This is a genomic window from Algibacter sp. L4_22 (assembly GCF_023473045.1).
In the GTDB taxonomy this organism is placed as follows: Bacteria; Bacteroidota; Bacteroidia; order Flavobacteriales; family Flavobacteriaceae; genus Algibacter.
The window spans coordinates 83,400-109,320 of record NZ_JAMCOK010000007.1; the positions used below are offsets into that span (position 1 = coordinate 83,400).

General features: G+C 33.3%; 24 protein-coding genes. 10 read left to right on the top strand and 14 right to left on the bottom strand.

Annotation, left to right across the window (positions count from 1 at the left end; genetic code table 11):
* Positions 1–85: 85 nt before the first annotated feature.
* The 5 genes from M4I23_RS16910 to gldB form a co-directional block, all read right to left on the bottom strand.
* On the bottom strand, positions 86–1,711 hold the full coding sequence (locus M4I23_RS16910; RefSeq protein ID WP_158845246.1) for a pyruvate dehydrogenase complex dihydrolipoamide acetyltransferase: 1,626 nt from the start codon (positions 1,709–1,711) through the stop codon (positions 86–88).
* A 3-nt stretch (positions 1,712–1,714) separates the two neighbouring features.
* Positions 1,715–2,713, bottom strand: a complete 999-nt coding sequence (pdhA, locus tag M4I23_RS16915) for a pyruvate dehydrogenase (acetyl-transferring) E1 component subunit alpha (RefSeq protein WP_158845249.1) — start codon at positions 2,711–2,713, stop codon at positions 1,715–1,717.
* A 169-nt stretch (positions 2,714–2,882) separates the two neighbouring features.
* The gene (gene cdd / locus M4I23_RS16920) at positions 2,883–3,365 is read right to left on the bottom strand and encodes a cytidine deaminase (protein ID WP_249755186.1); all 483 of its coding nucleotides are present in this window, start codon (positions 3,363–3,365) and stop codon (positions 2,883–2,885) included.
* A 201-nt stretch (positions 3,366–3,566) separates the two neighbouring features.
* A complete protein-coding gene (gene gldC / locus M4I23_RS16925) occupies positions 3,567–3,899 on the bottom strand; it encodes a gliding motility protein GldC (RefSeq protein ID WP_158845254.1) in 333 nt (110 codons plus the stop codon).
* A complete protein-coding gene (gene gldB / locus M4I23_RS16930; RefSeq protein ID WP_158845257.1) occupies positions 3,892–4,863 on the bottom strand; it encodes a gliding motility lipoprotein GldB in 972 nt (323 codons plus the stop codon). Before gldB ends, gldC begins: the two co-directional genes overlap by 8 nt.
* 93 nt (positions 4,864–4,956) lie before the next feature.
* Here gldB and nadE point away from each other — a divergent pair, with 93 nt between their 5' ends.
* Entirely contained in the window at positions 4,957–5,745 is a 789-nt protein-coding gene (gene nadE, locus M4I23_RS16935; RefSeq protein WP_158845259.1) for an NAD(+) synthase, read from the top strand.
* A 99-nt stretch (positions 5,746–5,844) separates the two neighbouring features.
* The gene (locus tag M4I23_RS16940; protein ID WP_158845262.1) at positions 5,845–6,477 is read left to right on the top strand and encodes a response regulator transcription factor; all 633 of its coding nucleotides are present in this window, start codon (positions 5,845–5,847) and stop codon (positions 6,475–6,477) included.
* Here M4I23_RS16940 and dnaG read toward each other — a convergent pair.
* Positions 6,472–8,496: a DNA primase gene (gene dnaG / locus M4I23_RS16945; RefSeq protein ID WP_158845264.1), complete on the bottom strand. Its 2,025-nt coding sequence runs from the start codon at positions 8,494–8,496 to the stop codon at positions 6,472–6,474. The genes M4I23_RS16940 and dnaG overlap by 6 nt on opposite strands.
* A gap of 55 nt (positions 8,497–8,551) precedes the next feature.
* The gene (gene lipB, locus M4I23_RS16950; RefSeq protein ID WP_158845267.1) at positions 8,552–9,250 is read right to left on the bottom strand and encodes a lipoyl(octanoyl) transferase LipB; all 699 of its coding nucleotides are present in this window, start codon (positions 9,248–9,250) and stop codon (positions 8,552–8,554) included.
* 74 nt (positions 9,251–9,324) lie between these two features.
* Between lipB and M4I23_RS16955 the strand changes: the two genes are divergently transcribed.
* From M4I23_RS16955 to rluF, 3 genes are read left to right on the top strand one after another with little or no spacing between them, the layout of a single operon-like run.
* The gene (locus M4I23_RS16955; protein ID WP_158845270.1) at positions 9,325–9,693 is read left to right on the top strand and encodes a cupin domain-containing protein; all 369 of its coding nucleotides are present in this window, start codon (positions 9,325–9,327) and stop codon (positions 9,691–9,693) included.
* A 7-nt stretch (positions 9,694–9,700) separates the two neighbouring features.
* Positions 9,701–10,528 carry an alpha/beta fold hydrolase gene (locus tag M4I23_RS16960; protein WP_249755187.1) on the top strand — a complete coding sequence of 276 codons (828 nt, stop codon included), beginning with the start codon at positions 9,701–9,703 and terminating at the stop codon, positions 10,526–10,528.
* An 18-nt stretch (positions 10,529–10,546) separates the two neighbouring features.
* Positions 10,547–11,302 carry a 23S rRNA pseudouridine(2604) synthase RluF gene (gene rluF / locus M4I23_RS16965; protein ID WP_158845276.1) on the top strand — a complete coding sequence of 252 codons (756 nt, stop codon included), beginning with the start codon at positions 10,547–10,549 and terminating at the stop codon, positions 11,300–11,302.
* Between the two features lie 55 nt (positions 11,303–11,357).
* Here rluF and M4I23_RS16970 read toward each other — a convergent pair whose 3' ends face one another.
* The 3 genes from M4I23_RS16970 to ffh form a co-directional block, all read right to left on the bottom strand.
* On the bottom strand, positions 11,358–11,609 hold the full coding sequence (locus M4I23_RS16970; RefSeq protein WP_158845279.1) for a hypothetical protein: 252 nt from the start codon (positions 11,607–11,609) through the stop codon (positions 11,358–11,360).
* Positions 11,610–11,648: 39 nt separating this feature from the next.
* A complete protein-coding gene (folD, locus tag M4I23_RS16975) occupies positions 11,649–12,527 on the bottom strand; it encodes a bifunctional methylenetetrahydrofolate dehydrogenase/methenyltetrahydrofolate cyclohydrolase FolD (protein ID WP_158845281.1) in 879 nt (292 codons plus the stop codon).
* A 113-nt stretch (positions 12,528–12,640) separates the two neighbouring features.
* Complete coding sequence (gene ffh, locus M4I23_RS16980) at positions 12,641–13,969, bottom strand: signal recognition particle protein (RefSeq protein WP_249755241.1); 1,329 nt, start codon at positions 13,967–13,969, stop codon at positions 12,641–12,643.
* Positions 13,970–14,338: 369 nt separating this feature from the next.
* On the opposite strand from ffh, the gene M4I23_RS16985 reads away from it, so the two are divergent.
* Positions 14,339–14,782 carry a hypothetical protein gene (locus M4I23_RS16985; RefSeq protein WP_249755188.1) on the top strand — a complete coding sequence of 148 codons (444 nt, stop codon included), beginning with the start codon at positions 14,339–14,341 and terminating at the stop codon, positions 14,780–14,782.
* Positions 14,783–14,860: 78 nt separating this feature from the next.
* On the opposite strand, the gene M4I23_RS16990 is transcribed toward M4I23_RS16985, so the two are convergent.
* Complete coding sequence (locus tag M4I23_RS16990) at positions 14,861–15,019, bottom strand: YqaE/Pmp3 family membrane protein (protein WP_158845287.1); 159 nt, start codon at positions 15,017–15,019, stop codon at positions 14,861–14,863.
* A gap of 332 nt (positions 15,020–15,351) precedes the next feature.
* On the opposite strand from M4I23_RS16990, the gene lysS reads away from it, so the two are divergent.
* Positions 15,352–17,049, top strand: a complete 1,698-nt coding sequence (gene lysS, locus M4I23_RS16995; protein ID WP_249755189.1) for a lysine--tRNA ligase — start codon at positions 15,352–15,354, stop codon at positions 17,047–17,049.
* 796 nt (positions 17,050–17,845) lie between these two features.
* Here the strand turns inward: lysS and M4I23_RS17000 are convergent.
* The 3 genes from M4I23_RS17000 to yiaA all read right to left on the bottom strand — a co-directional run bounded on the left by M4I23_RS17000 (position 17,846) and on the right by yiaA (position 20,309).
* Positions 17,846–18,409 carry a GDYXXLXY domain-containing protein gene (locus M4I23_RS17000; RefSeq protein ID WP_249755190.1) on the bottom strand — a complete coding sequence of 188 codons (564 nt, stop codon included), beginning with the start codon at positions 18,407–18,409 and terminating at the stop codon, positions 17,846–17,848.
* 4 nt (positions 18,410–18,413) lie between these two features.
* On the bottom strand, positions 18,414–19,691 hold the full coding sequence (locus tag M4I23_RS17005) for a DUF2157 domain-containing protein (RefSeq protein ID WP_249755191.1): 1,278 nt from the start codon (positions 19,689–19,691) through the stop codon (positions 18,414–18,416).
* Positions 19,692–19,826: 135 nt separating this feature from the next.
* Positions 19,827–20,309: an inner membrane protein YiaA gene (gene yiaA, locus M4I23_RS17010; protein WP_158845299.1), complete on the bottom strand. Its 483-nt coding sequence runs from the start codon at positions 20,307–20,309 to the stop codon at positions 19,827–19,829.
* A 150-nt stretch (positions 20,310–20,459) separates the two neighbouring features.
* Here yiaA and M4I23_RS17015 point away from each other — a divergent pair, with 150 nt between their 5' ends.
* The 3 genes from M4I23_RS17015 (at position 20,460) to M4I23_RS17025 (ending at position 25,790) form a co-directional block, all read left to right on the top strand.
* On the top strand, positions 20,460–21,974 hold the full coding sequence (locus tag M4I23_RS17015) for a hypothetical protein (RefSeq protein ID WP_249755192.1): 1,515 nt from the start codon (positions 20,460–20,462) through the stop codon (positions 21,972–21,974).
* 43 nt (positions 21,975–22,017) lie between these two features.
* The gene (locus tag M4I23_RS17020; protein WP_249755193.1) at positions 22,018–23,235 is read left to right on the top strand and encodes a hypothetical protein; all 1,218 of its coding nucleotides are present in this window, start codon (positions 22,018–22,020) and stop codon (positions 23,233–23,235) included.
* A gap of 116 nt (positions 23,236–23,351) precedes the next feature.
* Entirely contained in the window at positions 23,352–25,790 is a 2,439-nt protein-coding gene (locus tag M4I23_RS17025; protein ID WP_233267593.1) for a zinc-dependent metalloprotease, read from the top strand.
* Positions 25,791–25,921 lie beyond the last annotated feature (131 nt).

Below are 25,921 nucleotides of genomic sequence, written 5' to 3' on the forward strand. Positions count from 1 at the left end.
ATTTTATTTTAAAAATTAAAGATAAAAAAAACCTGCTTCAATAATATGAAACAGGTCTTTAATATTTAGATTTTGAAAAATCTGGTTACACTAACATAGTTACCGGGTTTTCAATATATCCTTTTAAAGTTTGAAGGAATAATGCACCTGTAGCACCGTCAACCGTTCTGTGATCGCATGCTAATGATAACTTCATCGTATTACCAACAACAATTTGTCCGTTTTTAACGACTGGTTTTTCAACAATATTTCCAACAGAAAGAATAGCAGAATTTGGTTGATTGATAATCGATGTAAATGTATCGATACCAAACATTCCTAAGTTAGACACAGTAAATGTGCTACCTTGCATTTCATCTGGAGTTAATTTTTTATTTTTAGCTTTACCTGCAAGCTCACGAACTGCACCACCAATTTGTGGTAACGTTTGCTCATTAGCAAACTTAACAACTGGCACAACTAAACCATCTGGAACAGCTACTGCAACACCAATATGTACATGATTGTTTAATCTCATTTTATCGGCAAACCACTGAGAGTTTACTTGTGGATGTTGCTTTAACGCTAAAGCACAAGCTTTAACAACAATATCGTTATATGATATTTTAGTATCTGGAATTGAGTTAAACTGCGTACGGAAAGACATCGCATTTTCCATATCGAACTCCACACTTAAATAATAATGTGGTGCAGAAAACTTAGAATTTGTTAACGCCTTCGCAATTGCTTTACGCATTTGAGAATTATCTATATCATCGAAATCTTCTTGACCAGATGCTACAAATTTACCAGCGGATGCCGCAGATGCTGCTGGCTCGTAATTTTCAATATCTCGTTTTACAATACGTCCGTTTTCACCAGAACCTTGAATTCTTGTTAAGTTAATACCTTTATCTTCCGCTAACTTTTTTGCTAATGGAGATACATGCACACGTCCGTCTGCCGTTACTGGCGTTGGAGCAGGTGCACTTGTTTTTGGTTTAGAAGGAGCTGCTGGTGCAGGCGCACTTTTTGGAGCTTCTTTTTTAGCTTCAGCCTTTGGAGCTTCTGCTACTGGTGCAGCTGTACTAAAACTAGAGGCAACACCAGAAACATCTGTTCCTGCAGGGCCTATTATAGCTAAAAGCTCATCTACCTTTGCAGAATCGCCTTCTTGTAATCCTATATATAATAAAGTACCAGATTGGAATGATTCAAATTCCATAGTTGCTTTATCAGTTTCAATTTCAGCTAAAATATCGCCTTCATCAACCTTATCACCAACTTTTTTCAACCAAGTTGCAACAGTACCTTCTTCCATGGTATCACTTAAACGTGGCATGGTTACAACAATTACACCTTCTGGTAATTCTGCTGCAGCACTTGTTGCTTCAGGAGCTACCTCTACTGCTGCAGGAGCCTCTTCTGTTTTTTCTTCAGTCGCTTCCGCGGAAGCGTTACCACCTCCACTTATAAGTGCAGAAATATCTTCACCTTCTTCACCAATAATAGCTAAAAGCTCATCTACCTTAGTAGTTTCACCTTCTTGAATACCAATATAAAGCAAAGTCCCTTCATTGAAAGACTCAAACTCCATAGTGGCTTTATCAGTTTCAATTTCGGCTAAAATATCGCCTTCTTCAATTTTATCTCCTACTTTTTTCAACCAAGCTGCAACGGTACCTTCTTCCATGGTATCGCTTAAACGAGGCATATTTACTACTATTGCCATAGCTTATATTTTGTGTTGTATAAATGGATAATCTTCTTGTTCGTAAACCATATCATAAAGTTGTTGCTTTTCTGGGTATGGAGACTCGTCTGCAAATTTTTCACATTCTGCAACACGATCTTTAACACGCTTGTCAATTACTTTAATATCGTCTTCCGAAGCATATTTATTTTCAAGAATAACATCTTTCACTTGTGTAATTGGATCGATTTTCTTGTATTCTTTAACTTCGTCTTTAGTTCTGTAATGTTGAGCATCACTCATTGAATGCCCTCTATAACGGTAAGTTTTCAACTCTAAGAAAGTTGGTCCATCACCACGACGTCCTCTTTGGATGGCTTCATCAAAAGCTTCAGCAACTTTTATCGGGTTCATTCCATCAACAGGTCCGCAAGGCATATCATAACCTAAACCTAATTTCCAAATATCGGTATGGTTTGCCGTTCTTTCTACAGAAGTTCCCATTGCATATCCGTTGTTTTCACAAACAAATACTACTGGTAATTTCCAAAGCATTGCTAAATTGAATGCCTCATGAAGAGAACCTTGTCTTGCAGCTCCATCACCAAAACAGCATAAAGTTACAGCATCACTACCGTGATACTTATCACCAAATGCAATACCTGCTCCTAAAGGAATTTGACCACCAACAATACCGTGACCACCGTAAAAACGAAATTCTTTAGAAAAAATATGCATAGAACCTCCCATACCATGAGATGTTCCTGTTACTTTTCCATACAATTCTGCCATAACACGTTTAGGATCTACTCCCATACCAATTGGTTGAACGTGATTTCTGTAAGCAGTTATCATTTTATCTTTAGTCAAATCCATAGCATGCAAAGCACCCGCTAAAACAGCTTCTTGACCATTATATAAGTGAAGAAATCCTCTTACTTTTTGTTGAATGTAAACGGCAGCTAGTTTGTCTTCAAACTTTCTCCAGAATAACATGTCTTCGTACCATTTGAGGTAAACCTCTTTTGTGATTTTTTGCATCGACTAGAATTAATGTTAGTATTGTCACGAAGGACAAAAGTAACACATTGAAAGTAATTGCAAAAACTCAACGTGCTTAAAGTGAAAAAAATATTAAAAAAACTTAATTTTAGAAGCGTTTTAAATAATCTTTAAATATTTTATAAAGATTACTGATTTTTTAGAAAATTTACAAGGAGGTTTTATCAAAGCCTAAAGGCAATAAATTAGCTAGAGAATTAGATTTAGCTACTTTACCTGTTTCTCCCATAAAATAGATCTCGATTGGACTGTCTTGTTTTACCTCATATTCGGCAATTGCTTGTCGGCAAGCTCCACATGGAGGGATAGGCGCTATAGTAGTTTTAAGCTTAGAACCCGCTGTTATAGCCATACGTACAACTTTAGCATCTGGATATTGAGATCCTGCATAATAAATGGCCGTGCGCTCTGCACACAACCCAGATGGATAAGAAGCGTTTTCTTGATTATTCCCTGTAATTATTTCGTTATTATCTAAAAGCAGCGCAGTTCCCACATGGAATTTAGAATATGGTGCATAAGCCTTTTCGCGAGCTTCAATGGCTTTTTCCATTAAGGTTATAATATTTTCAGGAAGTTCACTTAAATTATCATAAACGTATAATGTGGACTCTATTTTTACTTCTTTCATATATTTTTCTGTTGAAATAATTGTGAATTTTAAATTTCAGAAATTCTGTTTTTTTAAAAAACGAGAATCACTTATTGAAAAATCACAAGTCTTGAACGTAACAATTTAAGCTAAAAGTTGATATTTATAACAAAAACGATTATTTTTTTTAAATTTTCAATCATCAAAAACAAAGGGATACAAATTACTTAATAAAAAAACCTACTTTTTAATCTCTAATTTTTCGGCAAAATAATCACAAAAATCTTTCATGGTTGCCGTCATTTTTTCATCCTGTGTTGCACGGTTAAAAGTGCTACTCATAGCAACAAGAGTTTGATGAAAAAACACTTTCATTTCGTCTACAGGCATATCTTTAGTCCACAAATCTATACGTAAACTTTCTTGAGTTTTAGAATCCCAAACAGCAAGCATCATGGCTTTAGCCTCTGCATTTGATATCCCACCATCTTTGGCTGTCCAATTAATTTTTTCGGGAACGCGATTTTCATCTAACTCTATATTTAATTCGATTTTCGATTTAATATTAGCCATTATTTTTTCTTGGTTTAAATTTTGATTTATTAAAAATATCTTCAGCATTCATAATTAACATATCGTTTAATGATGTGTCGTTATGCTCCATATAAGCTTTCACAATTTGCCAACCTATGTATTGCCCTATTTTACCTGGCGACTCTCCATCTATACCCTCCAAATAAAATTTAGAAAAAGGAGCTGGATTTATAAATCGGTTGGGCAATTTAGAGTTTGTGCTAAATAATAATTCACGCTCTACAAAGTATTGCCAAACAGAACTTTCATTTTGCTGAACCCAATTTAACTGTTCTTGAGAATAGCTTATTCTTTCGTTTTCTAACTTAAAAGGAATAACTTTATCCTTAAAATACAGAGCTTTTCCAAAATAAATCATTTCATCTAAAAGTGTTTTTCTTTCAGGTTGAAAAATATATTTCTCAGCATATTCTTCGGCGAGATCTACAACAATTTGCTCTTTATTTAAATGCTCAGAAATATATTTCGGAATACCTTGATAAAAATAATGATCCTCCCCGAGATAAGAGTCTAGAGCGACCAAAACAATCGTATCGGTAACAATCACCCTATTTCTATAATCTACATTACTCGTTGTCGTTATAACTCTTGGCGTTTTAAATGTTGGGAAATAATATTGAATATAACTTAGTAACGATTCTATTTCATCTTCAGTATTGGAGTAATCCGCAAACACTTTATCAACCTCTGCACTTAATTCTTGTTGCAGCGTATCGTTCACTTTATCAATCCATACAGAATCCCTAATCGCTTTTGGAAACATAAACGGATAAGCTTTCTTTAATTTAGGCAATTCTTGTAAATTAGTTTTTGCAAAAAACCTATCAAACCGCTCAATAGAAATATCTATCTTATTGTTTTCCAAAGCAAGATCTGCATCACTTTTCTTTTTACAAGAAAAAAAACAAATTGTAATAAGAATAATTAATGACAGCTGTTTCATAGTAAAAGTTAAACGCTTTAAATTTTTATTAATTGAGTGATTACGCTATTTTTGTTGACAAAGGTAGTATTCTTATATCAAAACTCTTCTAAAATGCAAACAGAAAAAGTAGTAGATTACATTGTAAATTGGTTAAAAGATTATGCAACAAAAGCCGGAGTTAACGGTTTTGTGATAGGTGTTTCTGGCGGAATTGATTCTGCTGTAGCATCTACATTATGTGCGAAAACAGGATTAAACGTTTTATGTATTGAAATGCCAATACATCAAGCAGCAAGCCATGTAACACGGGCAAACGAACACATTGCACAACTTTCTAAACGTTTTGATAATGTGAGCGATACTAGAACAGATTTAACACCTGTTTTTGAAGCTTTTAAAACGGAAGTGTTCTTTGATAGCGACCAAGCAACCGTAGACATGGCATTAGCGAATACTAGAGCGCGTTTAAGAATGACAACCTTATATTATTATGCTGGTCTTTACAAACTTTTGGTTGCCGGAACAGGTAATAAAGTTGAAGATTTTGGAGTTGGATTTTACACAAAATACGGAGATGGCGGTGTAGATTTGAGTCCGATTGCAGATTTATTAAAATCGGAAGTTTATAAATTAGGTGAATTTTTAGAGGTTCCAGAATCCATTATGAAGGCCGCTCCTAGCGATGGCTTATTTGGAGACACAAGAAGCGACGAAGATCAAATTGGCGCCTCATATCCCGAGTTAGAATGGGCTATGACGATGGATGAAAAGGGCAAGACAGAATCCGATTTTTCTGATCGTGAACGTGATGTATTTAATATTTATAAAAGATACAATTCTAGTAACAAACACAAGATGATTCCAATCCCAATATGTGATATTCCTGATAATTTGATGTAATTTTTGCAAAATACCTAAAAAACTCATACTTTAGCCCCGAGCTTTTTTCTTTCAAGTAGTATATTCTCTCAACCCTCAACAAAGAAAGCTCGGAAAATTATGATAAAATTATTAATAGCAGACAACCATCCTATTACTAGGAAAGGATTAGAGGTGCTTTTTTCCGCCTCATCAAACATCGAAATTGTTGGAAGTTTACAAGATGGAAATGACATCTTAGATTTCATCAGAAAAAACGAAGTAGACATCATTTTAACTGAAGCTGATTTTCCTAAGCTAAATGGATTAACACTTTTACGTTATTTAAAAAATGATTTCCCTGACATTAAAACCGTTATTTTTAGCGGTGAACCCGAAGAAGTTTATGCAATAAACGCTATTAAAGCGGGTGCTTCTGGATTTATTCACAAATCTGTAAATGTTATTACAATAAACGAAGCTATTTTAAAAGTACATGATGGCGGTATTTATTTAAGTAACGATTTAACGCAACAACTCGCGTTTGGAAACAGAGTAAATAAAGGTTCTGGAACGTTCTACAAAAAATTATCTACTAGAGAAGCAGAAGTTTTAAAGCTTTTAACTATTGGTAGAAAAAACAAAGAAATCTCTAAAGAGTTAGACATTAACGAAAAAACGGTTAGTACTTACAAAGCACGCTTAATGCGCAAACTTAAAGTAACGAACTTGATTGATTTAGTTAATCAAGCAAAATTAGCCGAACACTTATAGTACACGGTTTAACTTACGAGATAACAACATTTTAAGACCCGAATAATCTCTTACTTCTTCAAGTATGTTTCTATTCGAGTCTTTTTTGTTTTCCATCGTTTCCTTCTGAAATTCCTTAACTTTCTGATCGATTAAAAAACAGCGTAAATTCAATATAGTTTCACTTACCAACTGAGCTATACTCGTTTTTTTCTCCTTCGGAAAAATATTCATTCTATTCCAGTTATCTAATGCATAACGCTCGTCGTCCATTAAAATAGTCGTAATTTCACTAGACATATCGGTGCTAACCGAATTAATAAAAGTTCTTAACTCAAACTTTGTGTCTTGATTTAATCTATCGATTATAGTATAATACAAGTCTTTAAAATGCGCATTTGTAAACTGCATTTCATCATCCTGCAAATCTAAAAACACTTTCTCAAACACTTTTGCCTTATGAATTACTGGCTCTAAATCTAAATCGCCCTTTTCATTTTCTTTTAAAACTAAATCTTCAAACTCCTCCACTTCATTCCCATAAAGTAATAAAACTTCTATAATTTTTCGTTCTAAAAGATATTGAACATCTACTTTTTTTACAGGCTCATCTTTACTCTTAACAACTTCAAAAGGATAATTATCTGGAGGCCCTTCTCTAGGATCTTGATTAGGGTCCATGTTAGGATCCTGATTAAAACTTTGCCTAGGAGCTTGCCTAGAATCTTGTTTTGATGCTGTTTGACTATTAATTTGCGCCAGAGTACTAAACAGAACTTCCTCACTAATATCCATGATGCGCGCACATTCCTGAATGTATATCTCTTTTTTTATATTATCAGGAATTTTAGCAATACTATTTACAATATCTCTAACAGTTTCCGCTTTTTTAATAGGATCATTTTTAGATTCTTCAAATAAAATAGAAGCTTTAAATTGAATAAAATCTTTAGCGTTTTCCGATAAATAAGTTGTAACCTCCTCTAAAGAGTTTTGTTTCGCGAAACTATCAGGATCTTCTCCTTCTGGAAAAGTACAAACCTTAACGTTCATGCCTTGTTCCAGAATTAAATCGATACCACGCAATGATGCACGCATACCCGCTGCATCACCATCAAAAAGTACGGTGATATTTTTTGTAAGCCTGTTTATTAATCTAATTTGATCTGGTGTTAATGCTGTACCAGAAGACGCTACAACATTTGTAATTCCTCTTTGATGAAACTGAATAACATCGGTATAACCTTCTACCAAATAGCAATTATCTTCTTTGGCAATACTTTGTTTCGCATGATAAATACCGTACAAAACTTTACTTTTGTGGTAAATATCACTTTCTGGCGAGTTCATATATTTAGCCGCCTTTTTATCAAGCACTAAAATACGTCCACCAAAACCTAAAACACGGCCACTCATACTCTTTATAGGAAACAAAACACGACCTTTAAAACGATCGAAACGCTTGTCCTGTTTAACAATAGTAAGCCCTGTTTTAGCAAGGTAATCAATATTATAACCTTGCTTTAAAGCTTCATCTGTAAAACCCTGCCATTCGTTTAAAGAATAACCTAAATCGAATTTTTTTATAGTTTCCTCTGTAAAACCACGCTGTTTAAAATAACTTAAACCAATAGATTTTCCCTGATCGGTTTTATGAAGAATTTTCTGAAAATAGGTATTTGCGAATTCACTAACTAAATACAAACTTTCACGCTCGTTAGCCTGTTCTTTTTGTTCGTTAGATTGTTCTGTTTCTTCTATTTCAATATTGTACTTTTTAGCTAGATATTTTATAGCTTCTGGATACGTAAAATGCTCGTGTTCCATTAAAAAAGAAACAGCCGTACCACCTTTTCCTGTAGAAAAATCTTTCCAAATCTGCTTTACTGGAGACACTACAAAGCTTGGCGAACGCTCATCACTAAAAGGGCTTAATCCCTTAAAGTTACTTCCTGCTTTTTTTAAGTTTACAAAATCGCCGATAACCTCCTCTACACGGGCGGTTTCAAAGACTAAATCTATGGATGCTGGTGATATCAAATTTAATGTTCTTTTTAAAACTGAAAATACTATATTTTTCTGAATGTCTTAAAACCTATGAAAATTCGGCTTCAAAAAGCGTTGCAAAATGTTTTAACAACTTTTCTTTAACCTCTGCTTCATCAACCGTTTTCTGCGCCAATTCTACATTAAGCGATGTTACTGCTTTGCCACGTATTCCGCAGGGAATAATATTATCAAAATACCCTAAATTAGCATTTACATTAAGCGCAAAACCATGCATAGTAACCCAACGACTTGCACGCACACCCATTGCGCAAATTTTTCGAGCAAAAGGCGTCCCTACACCAAGCCAAACTCCTGTTTCTCCTGGACTCCTTTCTGCTTTTAAACCATATTCTTCCAAGGTTAAAATAATTACTTCCTCTAAAAAACGTAAATACTTATGAATGTCTGTAAAGAAATTTTCTAAATCTAAAATAGGATAACCCACAATTTGTCCTGGCCCATGATACGTAATATCACCACCACGATTTATTTTATAAAACGTTGCTCCTTTTTCAGCAAGCTGTGTTTCATTTAAAAGTAAATTCGACATGTGACCACTTTTACCCAAAGTATATACATGCGGATGCGTAACAAACAAAAAATAGTTTTTGGTTTTTAGAGCGGTTTCCTCTCTCCTATTCTTTATTTTTGCATCAACAACTTCCTTAAACAAAGCCTCTTGGTAATCCCAAGTTTCTTTGTAATCTTTATAGCCTAAATCTTGCAGTTCAATTTGCTTATTCATAGACTACAAAATTACAATTTTTTAAGGAGATAAATTGAAGTAAAATAACATAAGACAAAAGCAAAATTAAAATTATGTCTAAAAAAAAATACACCATTCAAAACAACCCCTTTGTTGTACCAACTACCGACGGCAAAGTGATTAAAGAACATTTTGGAAATACTACCGATGGCAATAAAGACATTAGTATTGCACATATGAAAGCTCCTGCAGGCTGGAGTGAACCGTTTCAAACTCCAGAATTCGACGAATTCACCTTTATTATTAGTGGTAAAAAACAATTTATTATCGACAACGAAGCTATTATTCTAGAAGCTGGCCAATCTATTAAAATTGAACGAAATACTCGTGTTCAATACTCTAATCCATTTACCGAGGTTTGCGAATACATTGCCATTTGCACCCCTGCCTTTTCAATAGATTTAGTAAACAGAGAAGATTAAATTAATCATGAAAAAATATATCCCTAAAATTGTTGGTTTCGGTATAAATAGCATTGGAATATTGTCTCCAAAATACGCTGCTCATTTATCAATGACTTTGTTTTCTTCTCCTAAAAAAGGAAAAACAAACGAGAAACAAGCAAACTACTTAAAAGAAGCCAAGCAAGACGAAGTTATCTGTAACGGTATTACTATTAAAACATACCAATGGTCTGGTAAAAAAGACACTGTTTTATTAGCACATGGTTGGGAAAGCAATACATATAGATGGAAGGATTTAATTGAACTTTTAAAAGCAGAAGACTATAACGTAATCGCCCTAGATGCACCAGCACACGGAAGCTCTAGCGGAAAACTTTTTAATGCTTTAATTTATTCAGAATGCATACATGCTGTTGCAAAAAAATTTAACACCTCTGTAATCATTGGGCATTCTGTAGGCGGCATGGCAACAGCTTTTGGCAATTACAACTTTCCATTAACACAGGTAAAAAAACTTGTTCTTTTGGGAGCTCCCGCCGATTTTACTGGTGTTTTTTCTAGATATATAGACATGATGGGGTATAATAATCGTACTTCCAAAGCTATGGGGAAATATGTATTAGCGCGTTTTAATCACTTACCAGAATATTTCGACGCCGCTAAATTCACCACTAATTTTAAAGCTAAAGGACTTATCGTTCATGACAAAAAAGATAGGATTATCCCTTACAAGGATGGACTAAAATTTAAACAGAGCTATACAAATGCTGAGTTTGTTTCTACTAAAGGTTTTGGCCATGGATTAAAATCGGAATTAGTTTACACTCATATTTTAGACTTTTTAAACACTTAATTAACGTATTTTTGCAACATGGAAGTACAATTAAAACGTATTAATAAATTTTTAAGTGAAGTTGGATATTGCTCGCGTAGAGAAGCCGACAAACTAATAGATGCCGGAAGAGTAACAATCAATGGAAGCATCCCTGAAATGGGAACAAAAATAGCGCCTAATGATGTAGTTTGTGTCGATGGCAAAGAAATTACAAACACAAAAACATCGTTTGTTTATTTAGCTTTTAATAAACCTGTTGGTATTGTTTGTACTACGGACACTTCCGTGGAAAAAGACAACATCATTGATTTTATAAATTACCCAAAACGTATTTTCCCAATTGGAAGACTTGATAAACCTAGTGAAGGTTTAATTCTACTAACTGACGATGGAGATATTGTAAACAAGATTTTGCGTGCCAGTAACAATCACGAAAAAGAATATTTGGTAACTGTAGATAAGCCAATCTCGCAAACGTTTCTTGAGCGCATGGCTGGTGGAATTCCTTTAGCAGAGTTAAACAAAACCACAAAGAAATGTGAAATTCAAAAAATTAATACTTACACATTCAAAATTATTTTAACACAGGGTTTAAATCGCCAAATTCGTCGTATGTGCGATTACCTAAACTATGAGGTAGAGACTTTAAAACGTGTTCGAATTATGAATATTAAACTCGATATGCCTCTTGGTGAATATCGTGAGTTAAGCAAGGATGAATTTATTGATTTAAATAAGCTTTTGGAAGATTCCACAAAAACTTATGAAGACAATAAAAAACGAAAAGCATAAAAAAAAGCCTCAAATTTAAATTTGGGGCTTTTTTACTTTTTCTTATTTCTATGCTCTAACTTTCAGTTTCCGTAGCTTCTAAATTCTTATTTTCCTTTGGCTTTTTCCAAAGTAACAAACATACACCAGCCCAAACTAGAGCGATAATAACCATCCCTATAAAAAAAGGCGTTTCTCCTTGCTCCATCGAGTTATCTTCTATTCCAAAAATATAAAAAGCTAAAAGACCAAATAATATAATTTGCCCTGCGAAATACGCTATAACTCCCTTTTTTGTTAAATACCTTAATATTAATGCATCCAGCATAATTTTTATATTTTAACTATTAAATTAATTATTAAGCGTCTATTGTATATTTCTTTCTCGAGCCAATAATGTGTTTTTAAGTAACATGGCAATCGTCATTGGTCCAACTCCACCAGGAACAGGAGTAATATAACTTGCTTTTTTGCTAACACTTTCAAACTCTACATCTCCTGCTAATCTATAGCCTGCTTTTTTTGTAGCATCTGGAACACGTGTAATTCCAACATCGATAATTACAACATCTTCTTTAACCATATCTCCTGTCAAAAACTCAGAGATACCAATGGCCGCAACAACAATATCTGCCTTTAGTGTAATTTCTTTTAAGTTTTTAGAACGACTATGAACAACGGTTACTGTTGCATCACCTGCTTTTCTTTTCTGACTCATTAAAATACTCATCGGACGACCAACAATATGGCTACGTCCCAAAACGACCACATTTTTACCAGACGTTTCAATTTGATAACGCTCTAACAACTCCATAATACCATAAGGTGTTGCTGGTAAGAATGTTGGCAAATCCAAAGCCATTTTACCTACATTTGTTGGATGGAAACCATCCACATCTTTATCTGGATTTACAGCCATTAAAACCTTTTGCTCATCGATATGTTTTGGCAATGGTAATTGCACAATAAAACCATCAATATCGTTATCGGTATTTAATTGGTGAATTTTTTCAAGTAATTCTTCTTCGGTAGTATAATCTGGTAAATCGATTAAAGTAGAATTAAATCCAATACGCTCGCAAGCTTTTACTTTTGCATTCACGTAAGTCATACTCGCACCATCACTTCCTACTAAAACAGCGGCTAAGTGCGGCACTTTTTCACCCTTAGAAACCATAGCAGTTACATACTCGGCGATTTCATCTTTAATATCATTACTTACTTTTTTTCCGTCTAAAATTGTCATCTTTTATCTGTTTTCACCACAAGTTCCCGAATATTGTTTCGTAAAAATGTTAAGGCTATAAGTTTATTTTAAATTTATAATTACTTAATGTTTTTAGTATACTAACTGCAAGCTTATTTCATATTCTGCATCATCTGCATCATCTTTTTGCCGCCACCGCCTTGCATCATTTTCATCATTTTGCTCATTTGGTTAAATTGCTTTAAAAGTTGATTTACTTGTTGTACCGATGTACCGGAACCTTTACCTATCCTTACTTTTCTACTTGCATTAATAGTCGAAGGATTTGTTCTTTCACCAGGTGTCATAGAATGAATAATAGCTTCGATACCTTTAAAAGCATCATCATCTATATCTACATCTTTAAGCATTTTACCAGCACCAGGAATCATACCCATAAGGTCTTTCATGTTTCCCATTTTCTTAATCTGTTGAATTTGTTTTAAGAAATCGTCGAAACCAAACTGATTTTTAGCAATTTTCTTTTGAAGTTTTCTTGCCTCAACCTCATCAAATTGTTCTTGTGCACGTTCTACTAACGACACCACATCTCCCATACCTAAAATACGATCGGCCATACGTGACGGATAGAACACATCGATGGCTTCCATTTTCTCTCCAGTACCAATAAACTTAATTGGTTTGTTTACTACCGATTTAATAGAAATAGCTGCACCACCTCGAGTATCACCATCTAATTTAGTAAGGATAACACCATCAAAATTCAATACATCGTTAAAAGATTTCGCCGTATTAACAGCATCTTGCCCTGTCATAGAATCTACAACAAACAAAGTTTCTTGTGGTTGGATGGCTTTATGAATGTTCGATATTTCGGTCATCATCACCTCATCTACAGCTAAACGACCAGCAGTATCAATAATAACAACGTTAAACCCATTCGCTTTTGCATAAGCAATACCTGCTTGCGAAATAGCTACTGGATCGGTATTTCCTCTATCACTAAAAACCTCAACACCAATTTGATCACCAACAACATGTAACTGATCTATTGCTGCCGGACGATAAACATCACAAGCAACCAATAAAGGTTTTTTAGTTTTTTTATTTTTTAAATAATTTGCAAGTTTACCAGAAAAGGTAGTTTTACCAGAACCCTGTAAACCCGACATTAATATAATACTTGGCGTACCAGATAAATTAATACCTTCTACATCGCCCCCCATTAATTCGGTAAGCTCATCTTTTACAATTTTAACCATTAATTGCCCTGGTTGCAGAGTGGTTAAAACGTTTTGCCCTAGCGCTTTTTCTTTTACACGGTTGGTAAAATCTTTGGCTATTTTAAAGTTAACATCGGCATCTAAAAGCGCACGACGAACTTCTTTTAAAGTTTCGGCTACGTTTACTTCGGTTATGCTTCCGTGACCTTTTAATACGTGTAAGGCTTTATCTAATTTATCGCTTAAATTATTGAACATGGTTTTTAAGTATTCAGTTGGCAATCCGTATTTAGTAGTCCACAGTTGGTAATCCACATAATTAACGGTTTGCTATCTTATTAAAAATGAAGTGCAAAAATAATGAAATATTTTCTTTTTTTCGATGAATTTACCCGTTTTTGTTCTACTTGAATTCAGCTAACCCAAAGAACAATTTTAACTCAAAATCAACAAGTTAGACCTGTATTTCAAACCTATAGAATAGAAACTATAAACTGAAGTATTACAAACCAAGAACACTAGTGACCAATTTTGAGTGATTAGAAAAACTGATTATTTAATAAATGAAAGAATTTTATTATATCAAAGATTATCATTAATCTTGTTCTTCACAAAAAAACAAAACCCATGAAAACCTACTTTAAAATTTCATTAACATTATTAATTACTCTAATGATAAGTTGTTCGGACGACGACAACAATTCAGGAGATAACATTTCTAATCAAATATTACAAGGACAAGTATTTGGAAATGATTTTACAGCTTTAGGAGGTAAAGCATTCGATTCTGGTGAAGATATTTCTGTAAACATTACAAATATAGCCGCCGACTGTGAATCTTCTGTTCTTGATTATGACCTAGAAATATCTACTTACGTTACACCTGAAGTAGGTGTTTATGAAGGAATAAATGTTGTTTTCAATAAAGACGGAGAACCGCCATACAACTATCTAGGTGCCACCGTTGAAGTAACATCACTTACTGATAATGAAATTACTGTGAAAATTAAAGCCGATTCTAGTTCTGATAAAACTATTGAAGGTACGTTTACAGTGCCTTATTGTCAATAAAACATATTTCATCTTATTTTAAAGGTCGGTGCAACTAATAATTGTAACGACCTTTTTTTATTCTAAAAAAACTAAAACTTAATTTTTAGGATTATTTAAAATAACTAATGCTGCAATTACGCCTGGCACCCAGCCACAAAGCCATAGCAAGAAAACGATTATTATAGATCCGCAGCCTTTATCTAAAACGGCCAATGGCGGACAAATGATTGAAAGTAAAACTCTCCAGAAACTCATAATGATTTGATTTTGATTGATGATTTTAATTATTTGACGTTTTATTAACTGTTTTGTTACACTTTAATTTAAAGTTTCAAGTTTTTGAGAATTATTTCTGACTGATAGTTCTTTAAATAGCCGTTTTAAAACTTAATGTTCCAATTGTACCCGCGCTAGGGATAGCAGCGGAAAGCCCACAGCAGAACCAATGATAATTGGGCCTGCGAGGACTTGTAGCGAATAGCCCGACCCTTGTGGTAGCGCCCAAAAAAAAATGGGTAATTGATAATGGAAATTGGGCTACCAAATGTTTATCTTTGTGCCTTTAAAATTTTTAGAGCATTTAGACTATGTCGCAATTATCAGAGCAAGAACTTGTAAGAAGAGAGAAATTAGTAAAATTACGCGCTATGGGGATTAACCCATATCCAGCGGATTTATACCCTGTAACCCACACATCGAAATCGATAAAACAGGATTTTGTTGAGGAAAAACAGGTGGTTGTTGCTGGTAGATTGATGGCAATAAACATACAAGGTAAAGCATCGTTCGCGCAGTTGCAAGACAGCGAAGGCCGTATTCAGGTTTACTTTAACCGTGACGAAATTTGTACGGGTGAAGATAAAACAAAGTATAACGATGTTTTTAAAAAATTACTAGATTTAGGTGATTTTGTAGGTGTTGAAGGCGAATTATTCAACACGAAAGTGGGTGAAAAAACTATTCGTGTTAAAGATTTTACGCTATTAAGCAAAGCTTTAAAACCATTGCCATTACCAAAAGAAAAAGACGGAAAAGTATTTGATGCTTTTACGGATCCAGAATTACGCTACCGCCAACGTTATGCCGATTTAGTGGTAAACCCACACGTAAAAGAGGTATTTGTTAAGCGTACTAAATTATTTAATGCTATGCGTTCGTTTTTTAACGATGCTGGATATTTTGAGGTTGAAACTCCGGTTTTACAACCTATTCCGGGTGGTGCTGCGGCGCGCCCATTTATTACACACCACAACAGTTTAGATATTCCGTTGTATATGCGAATTGCCAACGAGTTGTATTTAAAACGACTTATTGTTGGTGGATTTGATGGGGTTTACGAATTCTCGAAAAACTTTAGAAATGAAGGTATGGACAGAACGCATAATCCTGAATTTACAGCCATGGAAATCTACGTATCATACAAAGATTACAACTGGATGATGGATTTCTGTGAGCAACTTTTAGAGCATTGTGCTGTTGCCGTAAACGGAACTAGCGAGGCTACTTTTGGTGAGCATAAAATTGATTTTAAAGCGCCTTACGCTCGTGTTACTATGGCAGACTCCATTAAACACTTTACTGGGTTTGATATTACTGGTAAAACTGAAGATGAAATTAGAGCTGCTGCAAAAGGCATGCACATTGAGGTGGATGACACCATGGGGAAAGGGAAATTAATTGATGAAATTTTTGGTGAAAAATGTGAAGGCAACTACATACAACCAACTTTTATTACAGATTACCCAAAGGAGATGAGCCCACTATGTAAAGAACATAGAGACAACCCAGAACTTACTGAGCGTTTTGAGCTAATGGTTTGTGGTAAAGAAATTGCGAATGCATATTCGGAATTAAATGACCCTATTGATCAACGTGAGCGTTTTGAGCACCAATTAAAGCTTGCTAAAAAAGGTGATGACGAAGCTACTGAATTTATTGATGAAGACTTTTTACGTGCATTAGAATACGGTATGCCTCCAACATCTGGTATGGGTATTGGTATGGATCGTTTAATTATGTTTTTAACGAATAACCAATCGATACAAGAGGTTTTATTCTTTCCGCAAATGCGACCTGAAAAGAAAGCTTCTTCGGTTGAATTAAACGACGATGAAAAAGCATTACTTGCTTTAATTGAAAAGGTAGAGAAAATTGATTTAAATACTTTGAAAACTCAAAGTGGTTTATCTAATAAAAAATGGGATAAAACTATTAAAGGTTTAACTAAACACAACTTGGCTAAGGTTGAAAAAACCGATGAAGGGTTGTTTGTGGGAGCTATATAAGTTTCACCATTTTATAACATACTAAAAAAGCCCGCAATTTTATAAATTGCGGGCTTTTTAACTAACTAACCAATTGTATGAAATTTAACTTTTAAGGTTAACTACTCCTTAAATTCCATACAAAGAAACACCCTAAAAATGGCACGACAATAGGTGTTTGGATATCTTTAACATGCTTTCTGCGTATTTTATATTTTCTTTAAGAGAACACAGAACTAGCTGTTAATTTTTTAAGAAACCAGCCGGGAATCACGCCATTTTAAAGCATTAAAAAAGCCCGTAATTTCTAACAAGATTACGGGCTTTTTTGACTAACTAACTAACTAACTTATCAAATTTTATGAAAAATTTAAATTCAAGATTAACTACTTCTTAAATTCTATACAAAGAAACACCCTAAAACCGAAACCATTATACTTATTTAGATTTGTTTAACATGCTTTTGATGTTTTTTATAATTTCTTTAAGATAACAGATCGCGATGTGTTAATTTTTTAAGAGAAGTGATATAAAACATACCATTTTACAACAATAAAAAAGCCCGTAATTTCTAACGAGATTACGGGCTTTTTAACTAACTAATTAACTAATCAACTTTTATGAAAATTAAATATTAAGGTTAACTACTCCTTAAATTCTATACAAAGAAACACCCTAAACTCGAAACTATAATCCTTGTTTAGATTTGTTTAACATGCTTTGCTGTAGTTTTATCTTTTCTTTAAGAATAAAGACCAGCACTTGTTAATTTTTTAAGAAAACTCGAACTGTTTCGACCTAAAACATTTGACATAAATTACTTTTTTTCAACATAATCTTTAATCGAGATATCATCAATAATAACATCTTCTAAAACAGCTTCTCCTTCTTGCACATAAACTAAGGCATGTGTATTGTTTGGTAACGAATCGCGCTGTCTATCTCTTACTGCAGTTTCCGCTGCGTAGGCTTTTGTTTCTTTCATATAATATTTATTGAAAGGAAACCGGATAGCTAGCTCTTTGGAGTACGTTGAATACCAATACGCTTTTGCTTTCACATAATCGTTAGTATTACGTTCTAAAACATGTTTACTTACTGCGTCTATTTTAGCATAACCTAACGAGTCTGTTGTTAAATAAACAAGAACCTCTTCATTACGCTCCCATAAGGAGTCTTTAGTTTTAAAATTGCTTACATCAAAATTAAGGGTGATATATTTTCCTTTAAATGGATCGCTCGGATCTACAGGTCGTGTTTTAAACTTATAGGCCACACCTGTTTTTAACACCGTTTCTTGACCAAAAATCATTTGAGCAGGAATAGCAAGTTGCACCAACGCAACAAGTATAAATAGAATGAATATATATTTAGTTTTCATAATTTTAAATTTTAGGAGTTTCATTATTTTTTCTCTTTTTAAGCATTATATAATTCGTTAAAAAGAAACCAACGCCAACACAAACAAACAATAATCCCCGAAAAACAAAACTGATATCCGTATCGAAAAAACGACAAGTAATTAATGCCGTAATAATAAGCAGCCCATAGTTTAAAACACCTAAATGATACCTATCGGCACCAATTTTAACTGCCATAACTCCTAAAGCTAAAACAAACAAATTGTCTAATATTACAGCTATTGAACCATCTACTAATCCTAGATAAAACAAAATAGTAAAACATATAAAACTCACCTGAAAAAGATTAACGTTAGAAACCCCCTTTTTAATAATAGAATTCACTAAAAGTCCAGAAGCAGCAATAAAAAAGATTAATGTGATAACAAACTCTTGTGATTCAAAATTATATCCTTGGCTAAAAAAACCTTCCCAAAACCATTTAAAACTAGCTGTTAAAAGCATACAAACCGTTCCTAACGAGCCAATAATTAAATATCCATTTCGTCTTAATTTCTCATTAGCGTAAAATGGCATTCTACCAATATTATACAACAAGCCAAACAAAACAACATACATTAAAAAACCTGTTTGCTCATCATGATCTATAAAAGCACCTAAAACAATAACCAAACTTAAAGGTGTAAGCCAATTTAAAACAGAGCTTATATTTTTACCTTTTCCTAGTTTAATATAATAAGGCAAATACAAACCTAAACCTACTAAATATAACCATGGCGTTTTACTACTGGTAAAATAACCGAGTGAACACGCATAACAAGTTATAAAAATGAGATGCAAAAGCGCTAAAGCATTCGACTTTAGTAAATAGATGAGAGGCAAACAAAGTAACACCCAAGTTAAAAGATAACTACTTAAATCTCCTGGTATATTATAAATCTGGCTAACCAAAGCCATACTTGCCCCTACTGCAAAAAACAGAAATGCTCCAGAGGCTTCTTTCCAAGTTTCACTTTTACGGCGTAAAATAGAATACCCAACAAAGAACTGCCCAATAACTAATGGTAAAAAAGCAAAAGCAGTTTTTATAGTTCGCGAAAAATGATCCCAATTATGAGCTAATATTAGAATAAGCCCCAACCCTACCAATGTAGAACCTAAAACAGCAAATACTGTAAACAAACGGTTTGAAGTTTGGGGTTCCTTAGATTGATAATAATTTTCAATTTTAAAAGCAACATCTTGAGATATCACTTTATGTTTAACAAGCTCTTTTATATCGCTTTGAAGTTTTGATGACATACTTTTTATTTTAACAATTTTAAAGATACTATTATTTAAAACCTCGTAACAAAGTGTTACGAGGTTTCTGGTTAACTAACCAACCATCAAAACAAATCGTTATGTTTTGTGTTTTGATTACAACTTAAATGCTTATTAAATGTTCTCATCTTCATTATTATCAACAAATTGAACATCTCGTGTATTTTTTTGCACTGCAATGGCGGCAAATAAACTCAATAAAAATGCCATACCATAAAAACCTTTTTCACTTAAAAGTAAATTAGCATTCCAAAGACCGATAACGAGCAGCGCAATCGACGCTACCGTTGTAAACCAACTAATACCATAATACATATCGGTTACTGGAATATTTTCCATTCTATCACGTACCGCTTTTTGCACAGAGATTACAGAGAACAAACCAAAGAGCAAAATAGTGAAGTAATATCCTTTTTCATTAAGCAACATATCTGCATTCCATAAACCAATGCAAAATGACGTCATCCCAATTAGTAATGCCGACCACGACGCCCCTATAAATGCAGCAGTTGGTTTTTTATCGTAAAGCTTATTTTCTTTTTTCTTTTTTTTATCAGAAGATTTTTCGTCTACTGAAACTGTTGTTTGATAATTCATAATTTTTGTTTTAATGATTACATGGCAAATTTGCGACACTTCGGAAACATGACAAACACAATGTTTTAATAAAACTGACGATATAATTTAATTATTTTATTAAATAAATATTATTTTTATAGCATATAACAACTATTTACTGACGACAAAATGAATGATTTAAACGCCATAGTTTCTACTTTTTCTACTGAAGAACAACAGTTTTTTATTTCATATTTAGAAAAAAAGAACAAACGTAGCGACGTAAAGAACATAAAACTCTTCAAGCTACTACTAAGCAATAAGCTGCCAACAAAAGCGGTTTGTACTGAAATTTACGGATCTGAAAAACTAGGAGCTTACCATGCTTTGCGTAAACGGCTATATCAATCTATTATCGATTTTATTGCGAATTCGAGTTTACAAGAAGAGAGCTCGACCGATATGCAAATTATTAAATACATACTGGCTGCTAGAAAATGCCTGCAACATAAACAATATAAAATAGCTTATAAAATTTTGAATAAAGCAGAATTATTAGCAATGGAGCATTTCTTGTTTCCGATGTTAAATGAAATTTACCACACTAAAATTCAATATGCTTATGCCAATCCAAGTTTAAATTTAGAAGATGAAATTTTAAAATTTAAGCAAAATCAAAAAAACCATTATTTAGAAGATGAGCTTAATGTAGTTTATTCCAAAGTTCGCCAAACATTAAACAGTATTACTTATCAAGGTGCGGTTATAGATTTTGAAACTATTTTAAATCAGATTTTAATAGATCACAACATAAGTATAACCGAAGCTTTATCTTTTAAATCACTCTACCAACTTATGTCTATTATTGGGCTTTCGGCTTTTGTAACCAACGATTATTTAAAAACAGAACCGTTTTTAATTAAAACCTATGAGACTATACTTCAGCATAAAAACAAAGACAAACAGGGTTATTATCATATCCAAATATTATATTTAATTGCAAATACCCTTTTCAGAAATAAAAAATTTAGTGCATCGCAACATTATCTCGAATTAATGCTTAGTGAAATGCAAAATACTCAAAACAAATACTTCAACAGCTTTATATTAAAACATCATCTTTTATTAGGATTGAACTTAAACTTCTCGAATAAACAAAATGAGGCCATTCTACTTTTAGAACAAATAAACCCTAAAAAACATGACGACATTGAATCTTTATTAGGGATTAGGTTAAGTTTAATTGTTTTTTACTTTCAGAATAATGAATTCAAAAAAGCACATCAATTATTTTCTAAATTTTATCATACCGATAACTGGTACACCGAAAAAAAAGGAAAAGAATGGACTATGAAAAAGAATATTATTGAAATATTACTTCATATAGAATTAAATAATATCGATTTAGTAGAATCAAGATTATTAAGCTTTAAACGCTCACACTTCAATTACTTAAAAAACATAAATCAAGAACGTGTTATTATTTTCTTAAGTTTTGTAGAACAGTTTTATAAAAATCCAGAAAGTATAACTTCCGAAGCTTTTAAAAACACCGTAGAACAGAGCTTTGTTTGGATTAGTAATGAGAAGGAAGATATTTTTGTGATGAGTTTTTACGCCTGGCTAAAAAGCAAAATGGAAGGCGAAGCATTATATTTAACCACTTTAAACCTTACTAAAGATTTCCAAGATGTTTCGTCATAAAATTCTTAATCACATATAGAATTACTTTATTTACATTTGTTTAATGAATAAAAACATCCTCTTAACGGCTTGTTTACTTTGTTGTTTTATAGCTAAGGCGCAACAAAGCGATAGTTTGGTTTTTAAAAACGGAATAGATAACCCAAACCATTTAACAACGCATCATTTTGGAATGTTTAGTTCAAGAATTTCAACCAACTTTAAATTTAAAGCTCCAAAAAGAACCACTTTTAATTTCAATATATCAAACGGAAACACCTTTCATCCTTTTGTGGAAGCTTATTTACCAAAAGACCAAGATACGAGAGACCGTTTAAGTCAATTAATTTGGCATGACCGCACATTCAATTATATTGATCAAGAAATCACTCCGGCCGATTACATGAATATTGTAGTTGATGCAGTAATTAAAGAGTTTCGAGCAAACTTAAGTATACCATTATCTAAAAATCAGGAGTTAAGTATTTCGTTGCGTTCTAATTTAATTACCAAAGGAAAATATCCGTTCTCACTTTTTACAAGTGATGAAAGTATAGAATGGTTTCATAGTAATATTGCAGGAGGCGAAGACCCTTATGGCAGACGCTATTACGGATTAAATCAAGTTGATTTTAAATACACAGACAGAAACGGAAAGGTTTTAGAGTTTGATAATAACGACTTTTTTATTGGAGGCTTAGAACTAAACCATTATTACTATCCAGAGTTTTTAATTAATAAGAATCGAAACATATTTATTAATTTCGGAAGTCACTTAGGTTTAAATACTTCAAAATATAATTCATCTATAGATTTTGGTATCTCTGCTAATGCCGTAAAAAAGATTGATTTAAAAAACAATTATGAGCTTAATATTGCATTAGGCGCAAACCTTTTACGCAAAAATTTAATTGATTTTCAAGACAATGTAGATTTAGGTAACAACCATTATTTAGGAACAGCCGAAAGCACCGTTGAAATTACAAAATACACTAAAAAAAGAAATTATAACGCATTCAGTATTAATTATCAATTACAATCACGCTACAACAAAAAAGAAGAAGCAAGCTATTACAGGCTTGTTGGCAAATGGAGAGAAATAAATGGTGGTTGGCAATATGGTATTAGTACACTTTACAGAACATTAGCCAATTGGAATTTTACTTACACTTACGGCAGACCAAACCTACAATTGGCATTTTACGCAAAAGAAGATTTTATTGTTAATAATGCTCCAGATTTCCAAACAGGATTTAACATTAAAATACCCGTATTTAATTAAATAAAATTCACGTTTTTATTGATTTTAATTAAAATTTCGTTAAAATTCACTCTAATAGCTGATAATTTTCTACAAAATAAATATTTTCACGTTATTAACTAACAACCCTTACACAATTGAAAAAAACTACCAAGCTATTATTGTTGCTTTCTACAACAATAGTACTGTCTTGTAATTCTGCGAAAAAGACAGCTGAAGCCAATGCGGCAAAAAAAGCTATGATCGCTAAGAAAGCGAAAGCCGACAAACTGAAAAAGCAACAAATCCAACCGTACAGCAAAATTGTTACGAAAGAAGCAAAAACGGATGATGGTTTATTTAAAATTCACACCATCGGCGATAAATATTTATATGAAATTCCAGATTCTCTATTTGATAGAGAAATGCTAATGGTAACCCGTATTGCTAAAACAGCAAACGGACTTGGCTTTGGTGGTGGAAAAGAAAACACACAAGTGTTACGCTGGCAAGTAAAGGATAAAAAAGTATTACTTCGCGTGGTATCAAACAACGTGGTTGCCGATAAATCTTTACCAATACACGAGGCGGTTGTAAACTCTAACTTCGAACCTATCCTATATGCCTTTCCTATAAAGGCATTCAGTAAAGACTCTACAGCAACAGTTATAGATGTTACCGATTTGTATAAAAAAGACGTTAACTCTTTAGGACTAAGTGTTAATACAAAAAAAAGATACAAAGTAACTAGATTAGACGACAGCAAATCTTACATAGAATCTGTAAAAAGCTACCCGTTGAATATTGAAGCTCGCCATGTAAAAACATATTACTCAGGAAATCCACCTTCAAACTCTAGTACAGGAACTATTAGTATTGAAATGAACAACTCCATGATTTTACTTCCTAAAACACCAATGAAGCGTCGTTATTTCGATAAGCGTGTTGGATGGTTTACAAGCAACCAAACCGATTATGGTTTAGAGGCTCAAAAAAGTAAAAACTTAACATATTTAGATCGTTGGAAACTAGAAGTGAAAGATGAAGATTTAGAAAAGTTTAAAAATGGCGAACTAGTTGAACCTAAAAAACAAATTGTTTACTATATAGATAGAGCAACTCCCGTAAAATGGAGGAAATACATTAAACAAGGTATTGAAGATTGGCAAACTGCTTTTGAAGCTGCAGGTTTTAAAAATGCAATAATTGCCAAAGATCCTCCAAGCATAGAAGAAGATCCAGAATGGACTCCCGAAGACGCACGCTATTCTGTAGTGCGCTACTTAGCATCACCAATACCTAATGCCAATGGCCCGCACGTTAGTGACCCAAGATCTGGTGAAATATTAGAATCGGATATTAACTGGTACCACAACGTAATGAGCTTAGTAAACGGCTGGTTTTTCACCCAAACAGCTGCTGCAAATAAAGATGCTCAAAACTCCGAGTTTAGCGATGAGGTTATGGGAGAACTTATTCGTTTTGTATCATCTCATGAAGTTGGGCACACTTTAGGCTTGCCTCACAACATGGGGAGTAGTTCTGCTTATAAAGTCGAAGATTTACGCGACCCAGAATTCACTAAAAAATACGGAACAGCTCCATCTATTATGGATTATGCACGTTTCAATTATATTGCACAACCCGAAGATGTTGGGGTTTCATTATTCCCGAACATTGGTATTTATGATAAATATGCGATTGCTTGGGGATACAAACCTATTTTAGACAAAACTGCTGTTGAAGAAAAAGAAACTTTAGACAGCTGGATTATGAAACATAATGGAGACCCCCTTTATAGATTCGGTAAACAACAAAGAGAAACTATAGATCCAAGTTCACAAACCGAAGATTTAGGAGATGACGCCGTTTTAGCAAGTACTTATGGTATTAAAAATTTAAAGCGTGTTGTGCCAAACTTAATTGAATGGACCACTAAAAACACTTCGGATTACGACGATCTAAAAACTATGTATGGCCACGTGTTCTCACAATTCAACAGATATATGGGGCATGTTTCTAATAACATTGGTGGTGTTTACGAAAACTACAAAACAGCCGATCAAGAAGGTGATGTTTATAGCCATGTTGATAAAGACCGTCAAAAAGAATCTTTACTTTTTATAAACGATCAATTATTTAAAACACCAGAATGGTTAATAAGTCCTGAAATTAACAATAAACTTCAAGCTTCTGGAATTATAGAGCGCATTAATGCACTTCAAACTAGAACCTTAAACAGTATCTTGAGTACTTCTAGAATGGAGAGAATGATTGAAAATGAATCTCTTAACGGTAACAAGGCATACAAGTTAACTTCTATGATGAGTGACCTAAGAAAAGGTGTTTGGAAAGAGTTATATACAGGAAAAAATATTGACACCTACAAACGTAATTTACAACGTGCACATGTTAGTCGATTAGCTTATTTAATGACAAGTAAAAGTAGCTCTGATATTAAAGCTATTTCACGAGCAGAACTTACTACTTTAAGAAATCTTGTGCGTTCCCGTATTGGATCGAGAAATGCAATAACGAATATTCATCTTAGAGATATGATCGAACAAATTAATCAGATTTTAGACCCTAAACAATAAGAAATCAAATAATTAACACACCTAAAAGACTTCCATAACTGGGAGCCTTTTTTGTTAAAAGCTAGTTAAAACCACAAATGTTTTTAAACCTTTTTGAAATGTGACAGTCCTAATAGCAAATAAACATTAAA